The organism is Streptomyces sp. NPDC026206 (assembly GCF_040638465.1).
In the GTDB taxonomy this organism is placed as follows: domain Bacteria; phylum Actinomycetota; class Actinomycetes; order Streptomycetales; family Streptomycetaceae; genus Streptomyces.
On record NZ_JBEZYL010000004.1, the window covers coordinates 341921 to 359397 of the forward strand.

The window sequence follows — 17477 nt, forward strand, 5'->3', positions numbered from 1 at the left end:
GCTCCGCCCCGGACCCCGGTACTCGATCGCCGCACGGGCTGAATACAGCCCGTCCCCCGGTTCCGGGAAGGGGCGGGGCAGGGGAGCAGCCCGCCGCAGGCGCGACCTTTCACGAGATGTGGCGGGACCTTCTCCCCATCGGCCGCAGCTCCGAAAGCCGCGGATACCGCCGCTTCGCCTGGAACGGCGCCGACGCCGACTGCCGCGCGTGGTTCCGGGCGCAGGCGGAGAGCCGCGGCCTGGCCTACGAACTCGACCGCAACGGCAACCAGTGGGCCTGGCTCGGCGACCCCGCCGCCGGTGACGCCGTCGTCACCGGCTCCCACCTGGACTCCGTCCCCGACGGCGGCGCCTTCGACGGACCGCTGGGCGTCGTGTCGTCCTTCGCGGCGCTCGACGAACTCCGCTCGCGCGGCGCGAAGCCGGCCCGGCCCTTGGCCATCGTCAACTTCGGCGACGAGGAAGGCGCCCGCTTCGGCCTCGCCTGCGTCGGCTCCCGCCTGACCGCCGGGCAGCTCACCGTGGACAAGGCGCATGCGCTCCGCGACGCCGACGGGATCTCCCTGCCCCGGGCCATGGAGCGCGCCGGCTACGACCCGGACGCCATCGGAGCCGACCCCGAGCGCCTCGCCCGCATCGGCGCGTTCGTGGAACTGCACGTCGAGCAGGGCCGCGCCCTCGCCGGGACGGACCACGCGGTCGGCGTCGCCTCCGCGATCTGGCCGCACGGCCGCTGGCGGTTCGACTTCCACGGCGAGGCCAACCACGCCGGCACCACCCGCATCGAGGACCGCCGCGACCCGATGCTGACCTACGCCAACACCGTGCTGGCCGCCCGCAAGAAGGCCCGCCTCGCCGGCGCCCTGGCCACCTTCGGGAAGGTCAGTGTCGAGCCGAACGGCGTCAACGCCATCGCCTCCCTCGTGCGCGGCTGGCTGGACTCGCGCGCCGCCGACGAGGAGACCCTCGCCGCCGTCGTCGCCGGGATCGAACACGCCGCCCTGGAGCGCGGGGCCCGCGACGGCGTCGACGTCCACGTCACCCGGGAGTCCTTCACGCCCGTCGTGGAGTTCGCGCACGACCTGCGCGACGAGATCGCGAAGCTGCTGGGCGGCGCCCCCGTGCTGCCCACGGGCGCCGGGCACGACGCCGGTATTCTGTCCGGCGTCATCCCCACCGCCATGCTGTTCGTCCGCAACCCCACCGGCGTCTCGCACTCGCCGGCCGAGACGGCGTCCGAGGACGACTGCCTCGCCGGGGTGAGCGCACTCGCCGACGTACTGGAGGGCCTCGCGTGCAGGTGACCTACTGGGCCGAGCACGCGTGGCTCGGCACCGGCGTCGAGCCCGGCGTGGCCATCGACGTCACCGACGGGCGGATCACGGCCGTACGCACCGGGGTCCCGGCCCCGCCACCGGGCGCGGTGAGCCTGCGCGGGCTGACCATCGCCGGGTTGGCGAACAGCCATTCCCACGCGTTCCACCGCGCCTTGCGGGGCGTGGTCCAAGCGGCACCCGACTCCGCCCTCCCCGGACCGGCCGACGATCGCAGCCGTGCCGGGTCACCTCCGCCTGCGCGGAGCCCGGGCGGAGCGCCCGACTCATTCTGGACCTGGCGCAACGTCATGTACGGCGTCGCCGACAGGCTCACCCCCGAGAACTACTTCGCCCTCGCCCGCGCCACCTACGCCGAGATGGCCCTCGCCGGCATCACCTGCGTCGGTGAGTTCCACTACGTCCACCACGCCCCCGGCGGCACCCGCTACGCCGACCCCAACGCCATGGGCGAGGCCCTGATCGCGGCCGCCGGCGAAGCCGGCATCCGCATCACCCTCCTCGATACCGCCTACCTCTCCTCCGGCATGGGTGACGGACGCAGTGGCGAGCCCCCCAACCACCACCAGCTCCGCTTCTCCGACGGCACGGCCGACGCCTGGGCCGAGCGCGCCGCGGCCCTCAAGCCCGCCGGCCACGCCCGGATAGGTGCCGCCGTCCACTCCGTGCGCGCCGTGCCCGCCGGCCAGCTGGCGACCGTCGCCGCCTGGGCGGACGAGCGCGATGCCCCCCTGCACGTCCACCTCTCCGAGCAGACCGCCGAGAACGACGCCTGCCAGGCGGCGCACGGCCGCACCCCCACGCGTCTGCTCGCCGACCACGGTGTGCTCGGCCCCCGCACCTCCGCCGTGCACGCCACGCACCTGACCGACGAGGACATCCGCCTCCTCGGCGGCGCGAGCACGACGATCTGCATGTGCCCCACCACCGAACGGGACCTCGCCGACGGCATCGGCCCCGCCGCCCGGCTCCAGCAGGCCGGCAGCCCGCTGTCCCTCGGCAGCGACAGCCACGCCGTCATCGACCTTCTCGAAGAGGCCCGCGCCATGGAGCTCGACGAACGGCTGCGCACCCGCACCCGCGGCCACTGGACGGCCGCCGCGCTGCTGCGCGCCGCCACCGCCGACGGCCACGCCTCCCTCGGCTGGGCCGACGCGGGCCGCATCGGGCCCGGCGCGCTCGCCGATCTCACGACCGTCGCTCTGGACTCCGTCCGTACCGCGGGCCCGGAGCCGCGCCACGGCGCCGAGACGGCCGTATTCGCGGCGACCAGCGCGGACATCCGCCATACGGTGGTCGGTGGCCGGCATGTCGTACGGGACGGGGTCCACCAGCTCGTACCGGACGTGCCCCTGGCCCTGGCCGACTCCATCGCCGCCCTGCGCGGCTGACGCCGACGACCGGAGACAGCATGAGCACGGCGATCACCAACATCAGCACTCTCGTCACCAACGACCCCTCCCTCGGTGAAGGCCCCCTCGGTCTGATCCGGGACGCGGCGGTCGTCATCGACGGCGACCGCGTCGTGTGGACCGGTGAGTCCAGGAAAGCACCCGCCACTGACAACGCCGTCGACGCGCAGGGCCGCACCGCCCTGCCCGGCTTCGTGGACTCCCACTCCCACCTGGTCTTCGCGGGCGACCGCACCGCCGAGTTCAACGCGCGCATGTCCGGCCGGAGCTACAGCGCCGGCGGCATCCGCACCACGGTGGCGGCGACCCGCTCGGCCACCGACGAGGAGCTTCGGGCCAACCTCCTGCGCTACCTCGGTGAGGCCCTGCGGCAGGGCACCACCACGCTGGAGACCAAGTCCGGCTACGGCCTGACCACCCACGACGAGGCCCGCGCCCTGCGCATCGCCGCCGCCCACACGGACGAGGTCACCTACCTCGGCGCGCACATCGTCGCCCCGGAGTTCGCCGACGACCCGGAGGGCTATGTCGCCCTCGTCACCGGCGAGATGCTCGACGCGTGCGCGCCCCACGCCCGCTGGGTCGACGTCTTCTGCGAGAAGGGCGCCTTCGACGGCGACCAGGCCCGTGCGGTCCTGGAGGCCGGCAAGCGGCGCGGTCTGGCCCCGCGCGTCCACGCCAACCAGCTCGGCCACGGTCCGGGCGTCCAGCTCGCCGTGGAGGTGGACGCGGCCTCCGCCGACCACTGCACGCACCTCAGTGACGCGGACGTCGACGCCCTGGCCAACAGCACCACCGTGGCCACCCTGCTTCCCGGCGCCGAGTTCTCCACCCGCGCCCGGTGGCCCGACGCGCGCCGCCTTCTCGACGCCGGCGCCACGGTCGCCCTCTCCACGGACTGCAACCCCGGCTCGTCCTTCACGAGCTCCATGGCCTTCTGCATCGCCCTGGCGGTACGGGACATGGGCATGACGCCCGACGAGGCGGTCTGGTCCGCCACGGCCGGCGGCGCGGCCGCCCTGCGCCGCACCGACATCGGCCGCCTGGCCCCGGGCGCCCGCGCCGACCTCGCGCTCCTGGACGCCCCGTCGCACGTCCACCTCGCCTATCGCCCCGGAGTGCCGCTCGTCTCGGCCGTCTGGCAGCGGGGCGTCCGCGCCCTCTGAGGGCCTGTCAGGGGTCCGTCAGGGCGGCATCCGGGTGTTCCCCGAGGCCGGGGCGGCACCCCCGCCGCAATGATCGGTTCATGACGAACACGACGTGGGGCCGGGCGGCCTTCGCCGCAGGACCGCTGTGCATGGGGGCGTACGGCCTCGTCCGGCTGATCGACGACGATCACGGTCCGGGGCCGGACTGGTCGATCGGCCACCTCGCCCTTCTGGCGGGCGTCCTGCTGTTCGTCCCCGTGTTCGTGGGGCTGCGCGGGGCGGCGGCGCGCGGCAGCGGCCCCGCCGGGCGGTGGTTCGCGGGTACCGGGGCGGTGCTGGGGCTGCTGGGAGTGGCGGCCGTGACGGGGCAGGCCGTCATCGACCTCGTCGTCGGCTACTGCTCGGCGGACCGCGCGACCATGGACGAGCTCTTCGACCGGATCCAGGGCGGGCCGGGCATCGGGCCCGCGTTCTACACCGTCGGCCCGCTGCTCTTCCACGTCGGACTGGTGCTGCTGACGGCGCAGGCGGCGGTGGTGCGCGCCGTCGCGGCGTGGCGGCCGGTCGCCGTGGTGGCCGCAACGGCGCTCACGGCGGTCAGCCTGGATCTGCTGCCGCTGGGCGCCCTGCTGTTCCTGCTGGCGCTCGCACCGCTCGGAGAACCGTCCGGGCGGGGCGCGGCAGCCCCAGTGCGCCGCACGGAGCTGTCCGTGCGGCGCACTGGTGACGAGGGAGGCCCGGCTCCGGTCCTAGTCCTCGCTCAGCAGCCCTCGGCGCAGTCGCACCAGCGTGCGGGACAGCAGTCGTGAGACGTGCATCTGGGAGATGCCCAGCTCCTCGCCGATCTCCGACTGCGTCATGTTGGCCACGAAGCGCAGGGACAGTATCCGCCGGTCGCGCGAGGGGAGTTCGGCGATCAGGGGCTTGAGCGACTCGACGTACTCGATGCCCTCGAGACTGTGGTCCTCGTAGCCGATGCGGTCCGACAGCGAGCCCTCGGGCTCGTCCTCGTCGGCCTGGGCGTCCAGCGAGCTCGCGGTGTACGCGTTGCTCGCCGCCATGCCCTCGACGACCTCGTCCTCACTGAGGTTCAGCCGCTCGGCCAGTTCACCGAGGGTCGGGGAGCGGTCGAGCTGCTGTGCCAGTTCGTCGCCGGCCCTGGCCAGGTCGAGCCGGAGCTCCTGAAGCCGGCGGGGCACGCGTACCGACCAACTGGTGTCGCGGAAGAAGCGCTTGATCTCGCCGATGATCGTCGGCATCGCGAACGTGGGGAACTCGACGCCGCGGCTGAGCTCGAAGCGGTCGATGGCCTTGATCAGGCCGATCGTCCCGACCTGGATGATGTCCTCCATCGGCTCGCTGCGGGTGCGGAACCGTGAGGCCGCGAACTTCACCAGTGCCAGGTTCAGTTCGACCAGGGTGTTGCGGACGTAGGCGTATTCATGGGTGCCCTCCTCGAGCGCGCTGAGGCGCGCGAAGAGCGTCTTGGACAGAGCACGTGCGTCGACCGCCCCCACCTCGTCGAACGGGGGGATCTCGGGGAGCCCGGAGAGTCCGGGGTCGCTGTGCTCGGGCGGGGTTGTCGACGAGGCGGTTTCCCGCTCCTCGCGGGTGCGGGCCGCCAGGGCCGCGCACGAGGTATAGGAATGCTTTTCGTCGAGCCGGGGTGACATGGTCTCCTCCATCATTCTCGGCATATGGCTGCCGATGCCGTGACCCTTTGCTGCGGTTTGCGGCGCCTCCGAGGCCGTCGGTGGTGGATGTGTCTCTACTAGCCCTACCGGTCTTTACCTTCATATGGCAAGTACCGTTTGTCCGGTTCTGTCGGAAATGACGGAACTTCGGCTTCCGGACGACCGTATCGAAGGCGTAGGGTTTTGCCTGCGCCACACGGGTACGCCACGAAGGCACGTAAGGCACGAAGGGAAGCGCATGGATCGCGGGATGGTCGGCAATCCGAGCAGAGGTCGGCTTCGGGTGGAGGTCCGGCGGCACGGGGCGAGCTCGATCGTTTCGCCGGCGGGTGAGCTCGATCACCACACGGCCGAGTTGTTGCGTGAACCACTCGAGAACTGCGTCAGCGCCGGCGACGCGCGCGTGGTCGTCGACTGCTCGCGGCTCGACTTCTGCGACTCCACCGGCCTGAACGTACTGCTCGGCGCCCGGCTGAAGGCCGAGGCCGCGGGGGGCGCCATCCACCTCGCCGCCATGGGACCGGTCGTCGCCCGCGTCTTCGAGATCACGGGTGCCGGGGCCGTCTTCACCGTGCACGACACGCTCGATGCGGCACTCGCCGACTGAGTCCGGCCGAAAATCTCCGTAGGCCTCGTTGCCTGCGTCACAGTCCCGTGTCGAATTCGTGGGTGTTCTCACGATTCCGCCGGGCAGGAGACAGCTGAATCCGTTGAAGTTGTTCGTGTTCGTTTCGGTGAATCGGTGAGGTGAAGCGCTGATGAGCACCCCCCGGGCGTGCCCACCGCCGGACGGTCCCGGTCCGGAGGCCTCGGGCGCCGCCCCGGCAGGCTCACCGCCGCCGGGCGGTCGGAGTCGTCGGCTGCGCCTCGTCGGAGTCGGCGGCGCCGTGCCGCTCTCCCGCGACTTCACCCGGCAGGCCCTCCACGACTGGGGCTGGCTGCCGGCCGGCTCGGCCGATCACCGGGCCGCCGCCGAGGACGTCCTGCTGGTCGTCTCCGAGCTGGTCACCAACGCCTGTCTGCACGCCGAAGGCCCCGAGGAGCTGCGGGTCAGCTGCGCGGGCAAGGTGCTGCGGCTGGAGGTGGCCGACCTCGGTGCCGGCACACCCGCGCCCCGCACCCCGCACCGCGCCGGCCGGCCCGGCGGCCACGGCATGTTTATCGTGCAGCGGCTGTGCCTGGACTGGGGTGTCACGCGGCGCGGCGGCGGCGCCGGCAAGACGGTCTGGGCGGAGCTCGCCGCTCCGTCCTAGCGCGTCCCGACGGGTGCCCGCCGGCGCCGCCCCCGCGCGCGGAGCGTGCCCGCGCGTCCGAGCACGGCGTGTTCTTTGTCTTCCCTCTCCACGGTCCCCGGCGTACTGTCGGCGCCCGATCTGATGTGCCGTCAGTGAATTTCGGCTGCGGCACCGGACGAGAGGGGAACCACAGGTGTCCCACATCCCACGTCACCCCGTGCGCCGCGGTGGTGTGACGGCGGTCGCGGCGGCTCTGGCCGGCGGCGCGATCCTGCTGGTCGCACCGGCCGCGCAGGCCGAGACGGTCGACGTCGAATACCAGTGCAAGACCCCGATCGGGGACAAGAGCGCGGTCTCTCCCATCGACATCAAGGCCGTGGCGAGCGGTGGCGCGTACAAACTCACCATGTCCTTCCAAAAGGGCGTCTCCTCCAGCCCCATCGAACTGGGCAAGGGCGCGATGAAGCCGAGCGCCGTCATCAAGCTCGGCGGTGCGGACAGCGGCACGGTGGCGGTCTCCGGCCCCGCCAACGACCAGCCCATACCGCCCAACACGCCCATCAAGATCAGTGACTTGTCGGGTACGTACACGCCGAAGAAGGGCGGCCAGGTCACCTTCACGGCCTCCACCCTCACCATCCTCGCCCTGGGCACCACGACCACCTGCAACCCCAGCAACAACCCCAAGCCGTCGCTGACCCTCGACGTCAAGGGCCCGGGCGGGACGACCGGCGGTTCGACCGGCGGGTCCACGGCGGGCTCGACGGGCGGTTCGCCGACGACCGGCGGGTCGTCCACGGGCGGCTCGGGCGGCACCGGCGGGACAACCGGCTCCACCGGTGGCACGGGCTCCACCGGCAGCACCGGTTCCGGCGGTTCGTCCGCCACCGGCGGCGGCGGGCTCCCGCAGACCGGACCCGCCGACTCCGCCGTCGCTCTCGGCACCCTCGGCGGCACGGTGCTCCTCGCCGGCGTCGCGGGCACCCTCTGGCTCACCCGGAGGCGCCGCACCACCGGCTGAACCCGTACGCCCACGCCCAGGGAGCCGCCGATGACGCCCCGCACCCGCACCGCCGCGCTCTGCGCCGCCCTGGCGCTGCTCGTCCTGTCCGCGGCCCCCGGCACGGCCGCGGCTGACGCCGCGCCGTGGACGGCGGCCCCCGCGCCCGGCGGCAGGAAGGGACCCACGGCCGACGACAGGCCGGCCTTCTACCTGGAGGGCGCGCCCGGCACGGTGCTCGAGGACAAGCTGTCGGTGGTGAACCCGGGGGACCGGCCCCGCACGGTCGAGCTGCACGGCACGGGCCCCTGGATCTCGCTCGCGGTCCCCCGGGTGGACGTACCGCCCCGCACCCGAGCGGACGTCCCCCTCACCGTCACCGTCCCGGCGGGCGTGGGGCCCGGCGACCACGCCGCCGCGGTGGTCGCGGCGGGGGAGGGCCGGCTGGTCCGGGTGCCGATGACGGTACGGGTCGGCGGCCCGGCGCTCTCCGCGCTCTCGGTGGAACATGTGCGGGTCAGCGGTACGGGCCGGGGCGCGGTCATCCGGTACGCGCTGGTCAACCGGGGCAACACCGCCCTCGCCCCGCGCCTGGACATCCGGGCCGTGGGCCTCTTCGGGGAGGTCCTGCGCCGGCCGGCCACCGGCGTGCCCGCCGAGCTGGCGCCGGGCGGCAGCGTCCGGCTGGCGCAGAAGTGGCCGGACGCCCCGCGCCTGGACCGGGTGACGGTCAGGGTCACCGCCACCACCTCCGACGGCACCCACGCGGCCGCCTCCGGCTCGTACGCGCCGCTGCCCTGGCTCGGCCCGGCCCTGGCCGTGTCCGGCGCCCTCGCGGCGGCCGGAGCGGCCGTACGGCTCGTACGACGGCGCCGGGCCCGCTCGTGAAGGGCGGCGGGGTACGGGCCGGGCTCGCCGCGGCGCTGCTCGCCCTGCTGCTCGCCTCATGGGCCCCACCAGTCGCAAAAGCCACCGGCGCCGCGTACGCATCGCCAGCAGCCGCGCGTCTCACCGGTCCGACCGCCGCCGTGGACCGGGCCGACGCCCCCAAGGGCGCGAGCGTCACCGTCACCGGCGCGGGCTGGCGGCCGGGCGCCCTGCTCACCCTGCTCGTCTGCGGCCAGAACATGATCGGCGGCACCAACGCCTGCGCCAACGCCGACGGCCGTGCCGTCACCACGGGCCCCGACGGCACGTTCCGCCGCACTCTCCCGGTCGCCGCGCCGCCGAAGCCGTGCCCGTGCGTCGTTCACGTCGCGACCGTCACCGGCGACCCGCAGGCGGCCGACGCGGCCTTCTCCGTCGCGGGCCACCCGGCCGCGCCCCTGCCGCGGCAGACCGGCGGCGAGCGGCTGAGCGTGCTCGACGCCCGGCTGGAGGGCGGGGACTCCCTCCTGACGTGGTTCGGCGCCCCGCCGAAGCGCCGGCTGGTGATGACCGTGGCCAACCTCGGCTCGACCCCGGCCGAAAACCCCGTCCTCAGGCTCGGCACCGCCCGCGCGGTGCTCGCCCCCTCCTGGGAGGAACGCCCCTGGCGCGGCACCGTGGCCGCCGGGCGCAAGGAGCGCGTCTCGCTGGACGTGGAGCTGGCGGCGGGCGCGTACGGGGACTACGTCGTCTCGCTCGCGTACGGCGGGAAGGTGCTCGTCGAGGAGCCGTGGGACGTGCGCCGGCCCTGGGGCGTGACGCTCTTCTGGATCCTGCTGTGCGTGGTGGTGCCGCTGGCGGTCTTCCGCGCGGGCATGGCGGTCGTGGACCGCGTGCGGCCCCGCCCGCCCACCGCGCCCCGCCCGCACGCCCCGGCAGGCCCGGACACCGGCGTGCTGCCCTGGTTCGCACCCGGTGCCGGCCCACGAGGCGCCGGAGCGCCCGCGCCGCACGACCCAGGCGCGGAATGACGCGAAGGGGCCCCCGGCGCGGAAACGCGCCGGGGGCCCCTTCATGCCCGTGAGCGGACTGTGTCAGTGAACGTCGCCCATCAGGCCTTCGATCTTCTTGCGGTACATCCACACCGCGAAGCCCGCGAGCGCTGCGAGCGCCGCCTGGAGCAGGATCATCCCGGTGCCGTTGAGGTCGAAACCGGCGATGGAGAGCAGGCCCGTGGTGCAGTCACCGGCGGTGACGGCCAGGAACCAGACGCCCATCATCGTGCTGGCGTACTTCTGCGGCGCCATCTTCGTGGTGAGCGACAGACCCACCGGGGAGAGGCACAGCTCACCCATGGTCTGGATCATGTAGATCGACAGCAGCCACATCGGGCTGACCTTCGTGCCGTCGCCGGCCATCGCCATCGGGACGGCGAAGACGAAGAACGAGGCACCGATGACGACCATCGCCATGGCGAACTTCACCGTGGTGCTCGGCTCACGGTTGGTGCGGGCCAGCCACAGCCACAGCCAGGCGAAGACCGGGGCCAGCGCCATGACCCACAGCGGGTTGACCGACTGGAACCAGGTGGACGGGAAGTGCAGGCCGAAGACGTTGTCCGCGGTCTTCTTCTCGGCGAACGTCGACATCGTCGAGCCGGCCTGGTCGAAGATCATCCAGAACACGGCGGCGGCGACGAAGAACCAGATGTAGCCGCTGACCTTGGTCTGCTCGGTGGCCGAGAGCTCCTTGTCGCGCTTGATGCGGAACAGGACGGTGATCGGGATCACCAGGCCCAGCAGGGTGATCGGCACCAGCGCCCAGTTGAGCGTGAAGTGGCCGGTGCCGCCGACGATGCCGTAGAAGACGGCCGCGACGCCGAGCCAGAGCAGGCCCTTGGTGAGCGTCGACTTGCGCTCCTCGGCCGACAGCGGCTTGGGGACGACGCTGCTCTTCGCGTTCAGGTGGCGGGTGCCGTACAGGAAGATCGCCAGGCCCAGTGCCATGCCGGCGGCGGCGATGGCGAAGCCCAGGTGCCAGTTGACTTCCTGGCCCACGGTGCCGATGACCAGCGGTGCGGCGAAGGCACCGATGTTGATGCCGATGTAGAAGAGGGTGAAGCCACCGTCCCGGCGCGGGTCCTGGGGACCGTCGTAGAGGTGACCGACCATCGTGGAGATGTTGGCCTTCAGCAGGCCCGAGCCGATCGCCACCAGCGCGAGGCCGGCGAAGAAGGACGGCTTGCCGGGGATGGCCAGGGCCAGGTGACCGGCCATGATCACGCTCGCCGCGATGGCCACCGTCTTGCGCGGGCCCCAGACACGGTCGCCGAACCAGCCGCCGGGCATGGCCAGCAGGTACACCATGGCCACGTAGACGGAGTAGATGGCCACTGCGCTGGCCTCGGGCATCTCCAGACCGCCGCCCTGGCTGCCGGGCTTGGCGTCGGGGCCGCCGGCGATCAGGTAGACGACGAGGAGGGCCCTCATGCCGTAGTAGGAGAAGCGCTCCCACATCTCGGTCATGAAGAGGGGGGCCAGGCCGCGGGGGTGGCCGAAGAAGGTCTTGCCGCCGTCGTTCGGAGAGGTCTTCTCCTGCTCGGCCGCGCCCTTCGTCAGGCTGGACGCCATGGTCATTCCTAGGGTGCTCGGGACGCGTGGTGGAGCTGGGGGGTGCGCCCGGGTGGGGGTTGGCCGGCACCGGCTACTGCACCGCCCGCCCCCACGCCCGAGGGGTTCGGCTCCTCAAGGTGGAGGAACCGGCAGGACGGCCGTACGCCGGGATCCACGCCCCCGCGCACCATCGCGCGGCGGACCCGGCCGACAGGTCAATCACTGTCACAGGGCTGGGGGTCCAGCCCTGCCGCACAACAGGGACCTTCGGCGCGTCGAACGATCCGAAGGTCCTCCGGTAGTGCTACAGACGTCTGGTCACCATACGTCACACCCCGCCCGCATATGGAAGGAGTTGAGACATGGATCACAGCCCACGGCGGAACCGTACACACATATTCGAAGGTGATAACACTTTCGGTGAAGTGTTGCCCTGGGTAGCGTCCACCACACCTCTGACGTGCGCCCGAGCGGACTACCATCTCTGCATGACCCGAGTACTGCTCGCCGAGGATGACGCTTCCATCTCGGAGCCGCTCGCACGCGCGCTGCGCCGCGAAGGGTACGAGGTGGAGGTGCGCGAAGACGGTCCCACGGCGCTGGACGCCGGCCTTCAGGGAGGGGTGGACCTGCTCGTCCTCGACCTCGGGCTGCCCGGCATGGACGGTCTGGAGGTCTGCCGCCGACTGCGCACCGAGGGCCACGGCTTCCCGGTGCTGGTGCTCACCGCCCGCGCCGACGAGGTGGACACCGTGGTCGGCCTGGACGCCGGCGCCGACGACTACGTCACCAAGCCCTTCCGGCTGGCCGAGCTGCTCGCCCGCGTACGGGCCCTGCTGCGGCGCGGCACCGTCGAGACCCACCAGCAGCCGCCCGCCACCCACGGCGTGCGGATCGACGTGGAGTCGCACCGCGCCTGGATGGGCGACGAGGAACTGCAGCTCACCGCGAAGGAGTTCGACCTGCTGCGCGTCCTGGTGCGCGACGCGGGCCGGGTCGTCACCCGCGACCAGCTGATGCGCGAGGTCTGGGACACCACGTGGTGGTCCTCCACCAAGACCCTGGACATGCACATCTCCTGGCTCCGCAAGAAGCTCGGGGACGACGCCGCGAACCCGCGCTACATCGCCACCGTCCGCGGTGTCGGCTTCCGCTTCGAGAAGAGCTGAGCCGGTACCGGGCCCGCCCGGGCTGACCTCGCACCACCCCGCCCGGAGGGCACCGTGCGCCGCCGACTGATCAACTCCACGCTCGCCGTCGTCCTCGTCGTGATCGCCGTCTTCGGCATCTCGCTCGTCATCGTCGAGACCCGCACGATCGAGAGCAGCGCGCAGGAAAGCGTGCAGTCCGAGGCCGTGCGCCTGGTGAGCATCGTCGACAGCCGGCTGGCGGGCGGCGAGCGCGTGGAGTCGGAGGTGCTGCGCGAGCAGATCACCCCCGAGCGGTACGCCCGCATCGACATTCCCGGCCGCACGCCCATCGAGATCGGCACCCGGCCCGAGGGCGGCATGATCACGGCGACCCAGCGGGGAGAGCAGGGCGAGACCGTACGGGTCGAGGAGTCCCGCTCCACGGTCAGCCGCGAGGTCGGCCGCACGCTGCTGGTGATCCTCGCCGTTGCGCTGCTGGCCGTCGTCGCCGCCGTGTTCCTGGCCGTGCGCCAGGCCAACCGGCTCACCGCCCCGCTCACCGACCTCGCCGAGACGGCCGAGCGGCTGGGCTCCGGCGACCCCCGCCCCCGCCACCGCCGCTACGGGGTGCCCGAGCTGGACCGGGTGGCCGACGTCCTGGACGGCAGTGCCGAGCGCATCGCCCGGATGCTCACGGCCGAGCGGCGGCTGGCCGCCGACGCCTCGCACCAGCTGCGCACGCCGCTGACGGCGCTGTCGATGCGGCTGGAGGAGATCACGCTCACCGACGACCCGGATACGGTCAAGGAGGAGGCGACGATCGCCCTCACCCAGGTGGAGCGGCTCACCGACGTCGTGCAGCGGCTGCTGACCAACTCCCGCGACCCGCAGACGGGTTCCGCGGTCACCTTCGACCTCGACGAGGTCGTCAAGCAGCAGATCGAGGAGTGGCGGCCCGCCACCCGCACCGCGGGCCGCGCCCTGGTGCGCTCCGGCAAGCAGGGGCTGCGGGCGGTGGGCACGCCCGGCGCCGTCTCCCAGGTGCTGGCGACGCTGATCGAGAACTCGCTGATGCACGGGGACGGCACGGTCGCGATCCGCACGCGCGTCACCGGCAACCAGGCGGTGGTGGAGGTCTCCGACGAGGGGCCGGGCGTGCCGGCCGACCTGGGCTCGCGGGTCTTCGAGCGGACGGTCAGCGGCCGCAACTCCACCGGGCTGGGCCTGGCGGTCGCCCGCGACCTGGCCGAGGCGGACGGCGGGCGGCTGGAACTGCTCCAGCAGCAGCCGCCCGTCTTCGCGCTGTTCCTGAGCAGGGAAGCCGACCAGCACGACTGACGCGGCCGGCCCGGCGGGTGCGGCGGGTGCGCAGGGGACTACTTGCCGGCGTCGACGCGCTGCGGGGGCGCCGCCGCCAGGAACGATTCGGCGGTCTCCACGGCCGCCCGTGCGGGCAGCGCCCGGAACACCCAGGTGCGGTAGGACCAGAAGCGGAAGACGGTGCCGAGGCCGAGGCCGATGACGTTCTTCGAGATGTTGTCGGCGAGTGGGGTCGTCAGGCCCAGGCCGTAGTGGGACAGGGCCAGGGCGCCGTTCTCGATGACGAGGCCGATGCCGCTGAACAGCAGGAACAAGGACAGCTCGCGGCTGCGCCGGTTCCTGTCGCCGTGGCGATAGGTCCAGTAGCGGTTGCCGATGTAGTTGGTGGCGATGGCGACGGCCGTCGCGATGACGCCGGAACGCACCACGGCCAGACCGAAGCCGTGGACGCAGAGGTTGAAGACGATGAAGTTGACCACGAATCCGATCGCGCCGACGGCGCCGAATTTCGCGATCTCGCGGGCCAGCCGCTCCAGCCGGGAACGCACTGTGCGCGGTCGATTCATGTCCTTCATGCTAACCAGCCGTCGCGCGCGGCGACTCGGAGAGTCCGTGAATGACTGGCGAACAGGAGCTTTTCGGTCCTTATCGGCAGGGAGTACGGGGCCTTCCTGTCGGCGGAGTGACCGCCTCTGGAATTGGAGGATCATCCAGGGGCGGTAAGGATGGTTCGTGCGTACGGATACTCTGGGGGCGTGACGTTCCCGGTAGTCGGCATGGTCGGCGGCGGCCAGCTCGCCCGTATGACCCACGAGGCGGGCATCCCCCTCGGCATCAGGTTCAAGCTGCTCAGCGATACCCCGCAGGACTCGGCGGCCCAGGTGGTGAGCGATGTCGTCATCGGCGACTACCGCGACCTGGAGACCCTTCGTGCTTTTGCACAAGGCTGCGATGTGATCACTTTCGATCACGAGCATGTTCCGACCGAGCACCTACGGGCTCTGGAGGCGGACGGCATCCCCGTCCGCCCGGGGCCCGACGCGTTGGTGCACGCCCAGGACAAGGGCGTGATGCGGGCGAAGCTCATGGAGATCGGAGTGCCGTGCCCCCGGCACCGCATCGTCTCCGGTCCGGCGGACGTGGAGCGGTTCGCGGCGGAGGGTGCCGGCTTCCCCGTCGTCCTCAAGACCGTGCGCGGCGGCTACGACGGCAAGGGCGTGTGGGTCGTGAGGGACGCCAAGGGCGCGGAGGAACCGTTCCGCGCCGGCGTGCCCGTGCTCGCCGAGGAGAAGGTCGACTTCGTCCGCGAGCTCGCCGCCAACGTCGTCCGCTCCCCGCACGGCCAGGCCGTCTCCTACCCCGTCGTCGAGTCCGTCCAGGTCGACGGCGTCTGCGACACGGTCATCGCCCCCGCGCCGGACCTCTCCGCCGAGCTCTCCGCCCACGCGCAGCAGCTCGCCCTGAAGGTGGCCAAGGAGCTGGGCGTGGTCGGCCACCTCGCCGTGGAGCTGTTCGAGACCCGCGACGGCCGGGTGCTCGTCAACGAGCTGGCGATGCGCCCGCACAACTCCGGCCACTGGACCCAGGACGGCGCGATCACCTCGCAGTTCGCCAACCACGTCCGGGCCGTACTGGACCTGCCGCTCGGCGATCCCCGCCCGCGCGCCAAGTGGACCGTCATGGCCAACGTCCTCGGCGGCGACTATCCCGACATGTATTCCGCGTACCTGCATTGCATGGCACGGGACCCCGGCCTGAAGATCCATATGTACGGCAAGGACGTCAAGCCCGGCCGCAAGGTCGGACACGTCAACACCTACGGCGACGATCTGGCGGATGTGCGCGAGCGCGCGAGCCACGCCGCCGGATACCTGCGAGGAACGATCACGGAATGACTGGTTCCCCCGTCGTCGGCATCGTCATGGGCTCGGACTCCGACTGGCCCGTCATGGAAGCCGCCGCCAAGGCCCTGGACGAGTTCGAGATCCCCTACGAGGTCGACGTCGTCTCCGCGCACCGGATGCCGCGCGAGATGATCACTTACGGGGAGCAGGCCGCCGGCCGCGGCCTCAAGGCGATCATCGCGGGCGCGGGCGGCGCGGCCCACCTCCCCGGCATGCTGGCCTCCGTCACCCCGCTGCCGGTCATCGGGGTGCCCGTGCCGCTGAAGTACCTGGACGGCATGGACTCGCTGCTGTCCATCGTGCAGATGCCGGCCGGGGTGCCCGTCGCCACGGTCTCCGTCGCCGGCGCACGCAACGCCGGCCTGCTGGCGGTCCGGATGCTCGCCGCGCACGACAGCGAACTCCTGTTCCGGATGCGGCACTTCCAGGACGAGCTCAACGAGCAGGCCACCGACAAGGGCAAGCGGCTGCGCGCGAAGGTGCAGGGCGCCTCGGGCTTCGGGTTCGGCAAGTGAGCGCCGTGAGCGCCGTGACCGGTGAGCACCTGGCCCGCGCCCGGGAGCTCCTCGCCGCCCACCCGGTCGTCGACGGGCACAACGACCTGCCCTGGGCGCTGCGCGAACAGGTCCGCTACGACCTCGACCGGCGCGACATCGCCGCCGACCAGAGCGCCGCCGGCCTCCACACCGACCTGCCCCGGCTGCGGGCGGGCGGCGTCGGGGCCCAGTTCTGGTCGGTGTACGTCCGTACGGACATGGCCGGCGACGAGGCCGTCAGCGCGACGCTCGAGCAGATCGACGTCGTACGGCAGCTGGCCGCCCGCTACCCGGCGGACCTGCGCCTGGCGTTCACCGCCGACGACATGGAGGCCGCGCGTGCCGAGGGCCGCATCGCCTCCCTGATGGGCGCCGAGGGCGGGCACAGCATCAACTGCTCGCTGGCCACGCTGCGCGCCCTGCACCGGCTGGGCGTCCGCTACATGACGCTCACCCACAACGACAACATCCCGTGGGCGGACTCGGCGACCGACGAGCCCGCCGCCGGCGGGCTGACGCGCTTCGGCGAGGAGGTCGTCCGCGAGATGAACCGCCTCGGCATGCTGGTCGACCTCTCGCACGTCTCGGCCGACACCATGCGCGACGCGCTACGGATCACCGAGGCGCCGGTGATCTTCTCGCACTCCTCCGCGCGGGCCGTCTGCGACCACCCGCGCAACATCCCTGACGACGTGCTCGGCGCGCTCGCCGCGAACGGCGGCGTGGCCATGGCGACGTTCGTGCCGAAGTTCGTCCTGCCGGAGGCCGTCGCCTGGACCCGGGCGGCGGACGAGAACATGCGCGCCCACGGCCTGCACCACCTCGACACCACCGCCGAGGCGATGGCCGTGCACCGCGCCTTCGAGGCCGGGCGCCCGCGCCCGCTCGCCACGGCCGCGACGGTCGCCGACCACCTCGACCACATGCGCGAGGCCGCGGGCATCGACCACATCGGCCTCGGCGGCGACTACGACGGCACGGCCTTCACACCCGAGGACCTCTCCGACGTCTCCAGTTACCCCAACCTGGTCGCGGAGCTGCTGAGCCGTGGGTGGTCCGACGCGGACCTGGCGAAGCTGACGTGGCAGAACGCGGTGCGCGTCCTGAGGGCCGCGGAGGATGTGGCCCGGGACCTCTCCGCGACGCGCCGCCCGTCGATCGCGACGATCGACCAGCTGGACGGTGCCGGCGCCTGAGTGCGCCCTGGCTGTGCTGTTGTCCTCAATCGCCGGACGGGCGGGAGTTGGGGCCCGGGCGGGGGTTGTGGTCCGGGGGGCGGGGTGTT

17 protein-coding genes are annotated in these 17477 nt (G+C 72.4%); 14 read left to right on the forward strand and 3 right to left on the reverse strand.

What is annotated here, in order from left to right; genetic code table 11:
- The first annotated feature begins 116 nt into the window (after positions 1–116).
- From AB0F13_RS09975 to AB0F13_RS09990, 4 genes are all read left to right on the forward strand, one after another.
- A complete protein-coding gene (locus tag AB0F13_RS09975) occupies positions 117–1304 on the forward strand; it encodes an allantoate amidohydrolase (RefSeq protein WP_362078002.1) in 1188 nt (395 codons plus the stop codon).
- On the forward strand, positions 1295–2725 hold the full coding sequence (locus AB0F13_RS09980; protein WP_362078005.1) for a formimidoylglutamate deiminase: 1431 nt from the start codon (positions 1295–1297) through the stop codon (positions 2723–2725). The genes AB0F13_RS09975 and AB0F13_RS09980 overlap by 10 nt, the downstream gene beginning before the upstream one ends.
- Before the next feature lie 20 nt (positions 2726–2745).
- Complete coding sequence (gene hutI, locus AB0F13_RS09985) at positions 2746–3912, forward strand: imidazolonepropionase (RefSeq protein ID WP_362078008.1); 1167 nt, start codon at positions 2746–2748, stop codon at positions 3910–3912.
- Positions 3913–3992: 80 nt separating this feature from the next.
- A complete protein-coding gene (locus AB0F13_RS09990) occupies positions 3993–4703 on the forward strand; it encodes a hypothetical protein (RefSeq protein WP_362078011.1) in 711 nt (236 codons plus the stop codon).
- Here the strand turns inward: AB0F13_RS09990 and AB0F13_RS09995 are convergent.
- The gene (locus AB0F13_RS09995) at positions 4644–5579 is read right to left on the reverse strand and encodes an RNA polymerase sigma factor SigF (protein WP_362078098.1); all 936 of its coding nucleotides are present in this window, start codon (positions 5577–5579) and stop codon (positions 4644–4646) included. The two genes, AB0F13_RS09990 and AB0F13_RS09995, sit on opposite strands and share 60 nt — an antisense overlap.
- A 247-nt stretch (positions 5580–5826) precedes the next feature.
- On the opposite strand from AB0F13_RS09995, the gene AB0F13_RS10000 reads away from it, so the two are divergent.
- The 5 genes from AB0F13_RS10000 to AB0F13_RS10020 all read left to right on the forward strand — a co-directional run bounded on the left by AB0F13_RS10000 (position 5827) and on the right by AB0F13_RS10020 (position 9721).
- Positions 5827–6195: an STAS domain-containing protein gene (locus AB0F13_RS10000; RefSeq protein WP_362078013.1), complete on the forward strand. Its 369-nt coding sequence runs from the start codon at positions 5827–5829 to the stop codon at positions 6193–6195.
- A gap of 151 nt (positions 6196–6346) precedes the next feature.
- Positions 6347–6841 carry an ATP-binding protein gene (locus AB0F13_RS10005; RefSeq protein ID WP_362078015.1) on the forward strand — a complete coding sequence of 165 codons (495 nt, stop codon included), beginning with the start codon at positions 6347–6349 and terminating at the stop codon, positions 6839–6841.
- 175 nt (positions 6842–7016) lie between these two features.
- A complete protein-coding gene (locus tag AB0F13_RS10010; protein WP_362078018.1) occupies positions 7017–7844 on the forward strand; it encodes an LPXTG cell wall anchor domain-containing protein in 828 nt (275 codons plus the stop codon).
- 30 nt (positions 7845–7874) lie between these two features.
- A complete protein-coding gene (locus tag AB0F13_RS10015; RefSeq protein ID WP_362078021.1) occupies positions 7875–8711 on the forward strand; it encodes a hypothetical protein in 837 nt (278 codons plus the stop codon).
- The gene (locus AB0F13_RS10020; protein WP_362078024.1) at positions 8708–9721 is read left to right on the forward strand and encodes a neocarzinostatin apoprotein domain-containing protein; all 1014 of its coding nucleotides are present in this window, start codon (positions 8708–8710) and stop codon (positions 9719–9721) included. Before AB0F13_RS10015 ends, AB0F13_RS10020 begins: the two co-directional genes overlap by 4 nt.
- A 63-nt stretch (positions 9722–9784) precedes the next feature.
- Here AB0F13_RS10020 and AB0F13_RS10025 read toward each other — a convergent pair whose 3' ends face one another.
- Positions 9785–11320: an oligopeptide:H+ symporter gene (locus AB0F13_RS10025; protein ID WP_362078027.1), complete on the reverse strand. Its 1536-nt coding sequence runs from the start codon at positions 11318–11320 to the stop codon at positions 9785–9787.
- Positions 11321–11790: 470 nt separating this feature from the next.
- Here AB0F13_RS10025 and AB0F13_RS10030 point away from each other — a divergent pair, with 470 nt between their 5' ends.
- Positions 11791–12471: a response regulator transcription factor gene (locus tag AB0F13_RS10030; RefSeq protein ID WP_362078030.1), complete on the forward strand. Its 681-nt coding sequence runs from the start codon at positions 11791–11793 to the stop codon at positions 12469–12471.
- Between the two features lie 54 nt (positions 12472–12525).
- A complete protein-coding gene (locus tag AB0F13_RS10035; protein WP_362078033.1) occupies positions 12526–13770 on the forward strand; it encodes an ATP-binding protein in 1245 nt (414 codons plus the stop codon).
- 38 nt (positions 13771–13808) lie between these two features.
- Here the strand turns inward: AB0F13_RS10035 and AB0F13_RS10040 are convergent, their stop codons facing one another.
- Positions 13809–14318, reverse strand: coding sequence for a GtrA family protein (locus AB0F13_RS10040; RefSeq protein WP_362078036.1), 510 nt, complete (start codon positions 14316–14318; stop codon positions 13809–13811).
- Between the two features lie 159 nt (positions 14319–14477).
- Between AB0F13_RS10040 and AB0F13_RS10045 the strand changes: the two genes are divergently transcribed.
- The 3 genes from AB0F13_RS10045 to AB0F13_RS10055 are packed head-to-tail and all read left to right on the forward strand — an operon-like array spanning position 14478 to position 17388.
- Positions 14478–15647 (forward strand): 5-(carboxyamino)imidazole ribonucleotide synthase, encoded by a 1170-nt coding sequence (locus AB0F13_RS10045; protein ID WP_362078039.1) that lies wholly within the window; start codon positions 14478–14480, stop codon positions 15645–15647.
- A complete protein-coding gene (purE, locus tag AB0F13_RS10050) occupies positions 15644–16171 on the forward strand; it encodes a 5-(carboxyamino)imidazole ribonucleotide mutase (protein WP_362078042.1) in 528 nt (175 codons plus the stop codon). Before AB0F13_RS10045 ends, purE begins: the two co-directional genes overlap by 4 nt.
- A 14-nt stretch (positions 16172–16185) precedes the next feature.
- The gene (locus tag AB0F13_RS10055) at positions 16186–17388 is read left to right on the forward strand and encodes a dipeptidase (protein ID WP_362078101.1); all 1203 of its coding nucleotides are present in this window, start codon (positions 16186–16188) and stop codon (positions 17386–17388) included.
- The last annotated feature ends 89 nt before the right edge of the window (positions 17389–17477 follow it).

What these genes read in the sequence shown, in the direction of transcription:
- AB0F13_RS09975 (WP_362078002.1), top strand. Translation starts at nt 117, where the DNA reads ATGTGGCGGGACCTTCTCCCCATCGGCCGCAGCTCCGAAAGCCGCGGA.
- AB0F13_RS10030 (WP_362078030.1), top strand. Translation starts at nt 11,791, where the DNA reads ATGACCCGAGTACTGCTCGCCGAGGATGACGCTTCCATCTCGGAGCCG.
- AB0F13_RS09995 (WP_362078098.1), bottom strand. Translation starts at nt 5,579, where the DNA reads ATGGAGGAGACCATGTCACCCCGGCTCGACGAAAAGCATTCCTATACC.
- AB0F13_RS10025 (WP_362078027.1), bottom strand. Translation starts at nt 11,320, where the DNA reads ATGGCGTCCAGCCTGACGAAGGGCGCGGCCGAGCAGGAGAAGACCTCT.
- AB0F13_RS10045 (WP_362078039.1), top strand. Translation starts at nt 14,478, where the DNA reads ATGGTTCGTGCGTACGGATACTCTGGGGGCGTGACGTTCCCGGTAGTC.
- AB0F13_RS10005 (WP_362078015.1), top strand. Translation starts at nt 6,347, where the DNA reads ATGAGCACCCCCCGGGCGTGCCCACCGCCGGACGGTCCCGGTCCGGAG.
- hutI (WP_362078008.1), top strand. Translation starts at nt 2,746, where the DNA reads ATGAGCACGGCGATCACCAACATCAGCACTCTCGTCACCAACGACCCC.
- AB0F13_RS09990 (WP_362078011.1), top strand. Translation starts at nt 3,993, where the DNA reads ATGACGAACACGACGTGGGGCCGGGCGGCCTTCGCCGCAGGACCGCTG.
- purE (WP_362078042.1), top strand. Translation starts at nt 15,644, where the DNA reads ATGACTGGTTCCCCCGTCGTCGGCATCGTCATGGGCTCGGACTCCGAC.
- AB0F13_RS10040 (WP_362078036.1), bottom strand. Translation starts at nt 14,318, where the DNA reads ATGAATCGACCGCGCACAGTGCGTTCCCGGCTGGAGCGGCTGGCCCGC.
- AB0F13_RS10015 (WP_362078021.1), top strand. Translation starts at nt 7,875, where the DNA reads ATGACGCCCCGCACCCGCACCGCCGCGCTCTGCGCCGCCCTGGCGCTG.
- AB0F13_RS10000 (WP_362078013.1), top strand. Translation starts at nt 5,827, where the DNA reads ATGGATCGCGGGATGGTCGGCAATCCGAGCAGAGGTCGGCTTCGGGTG.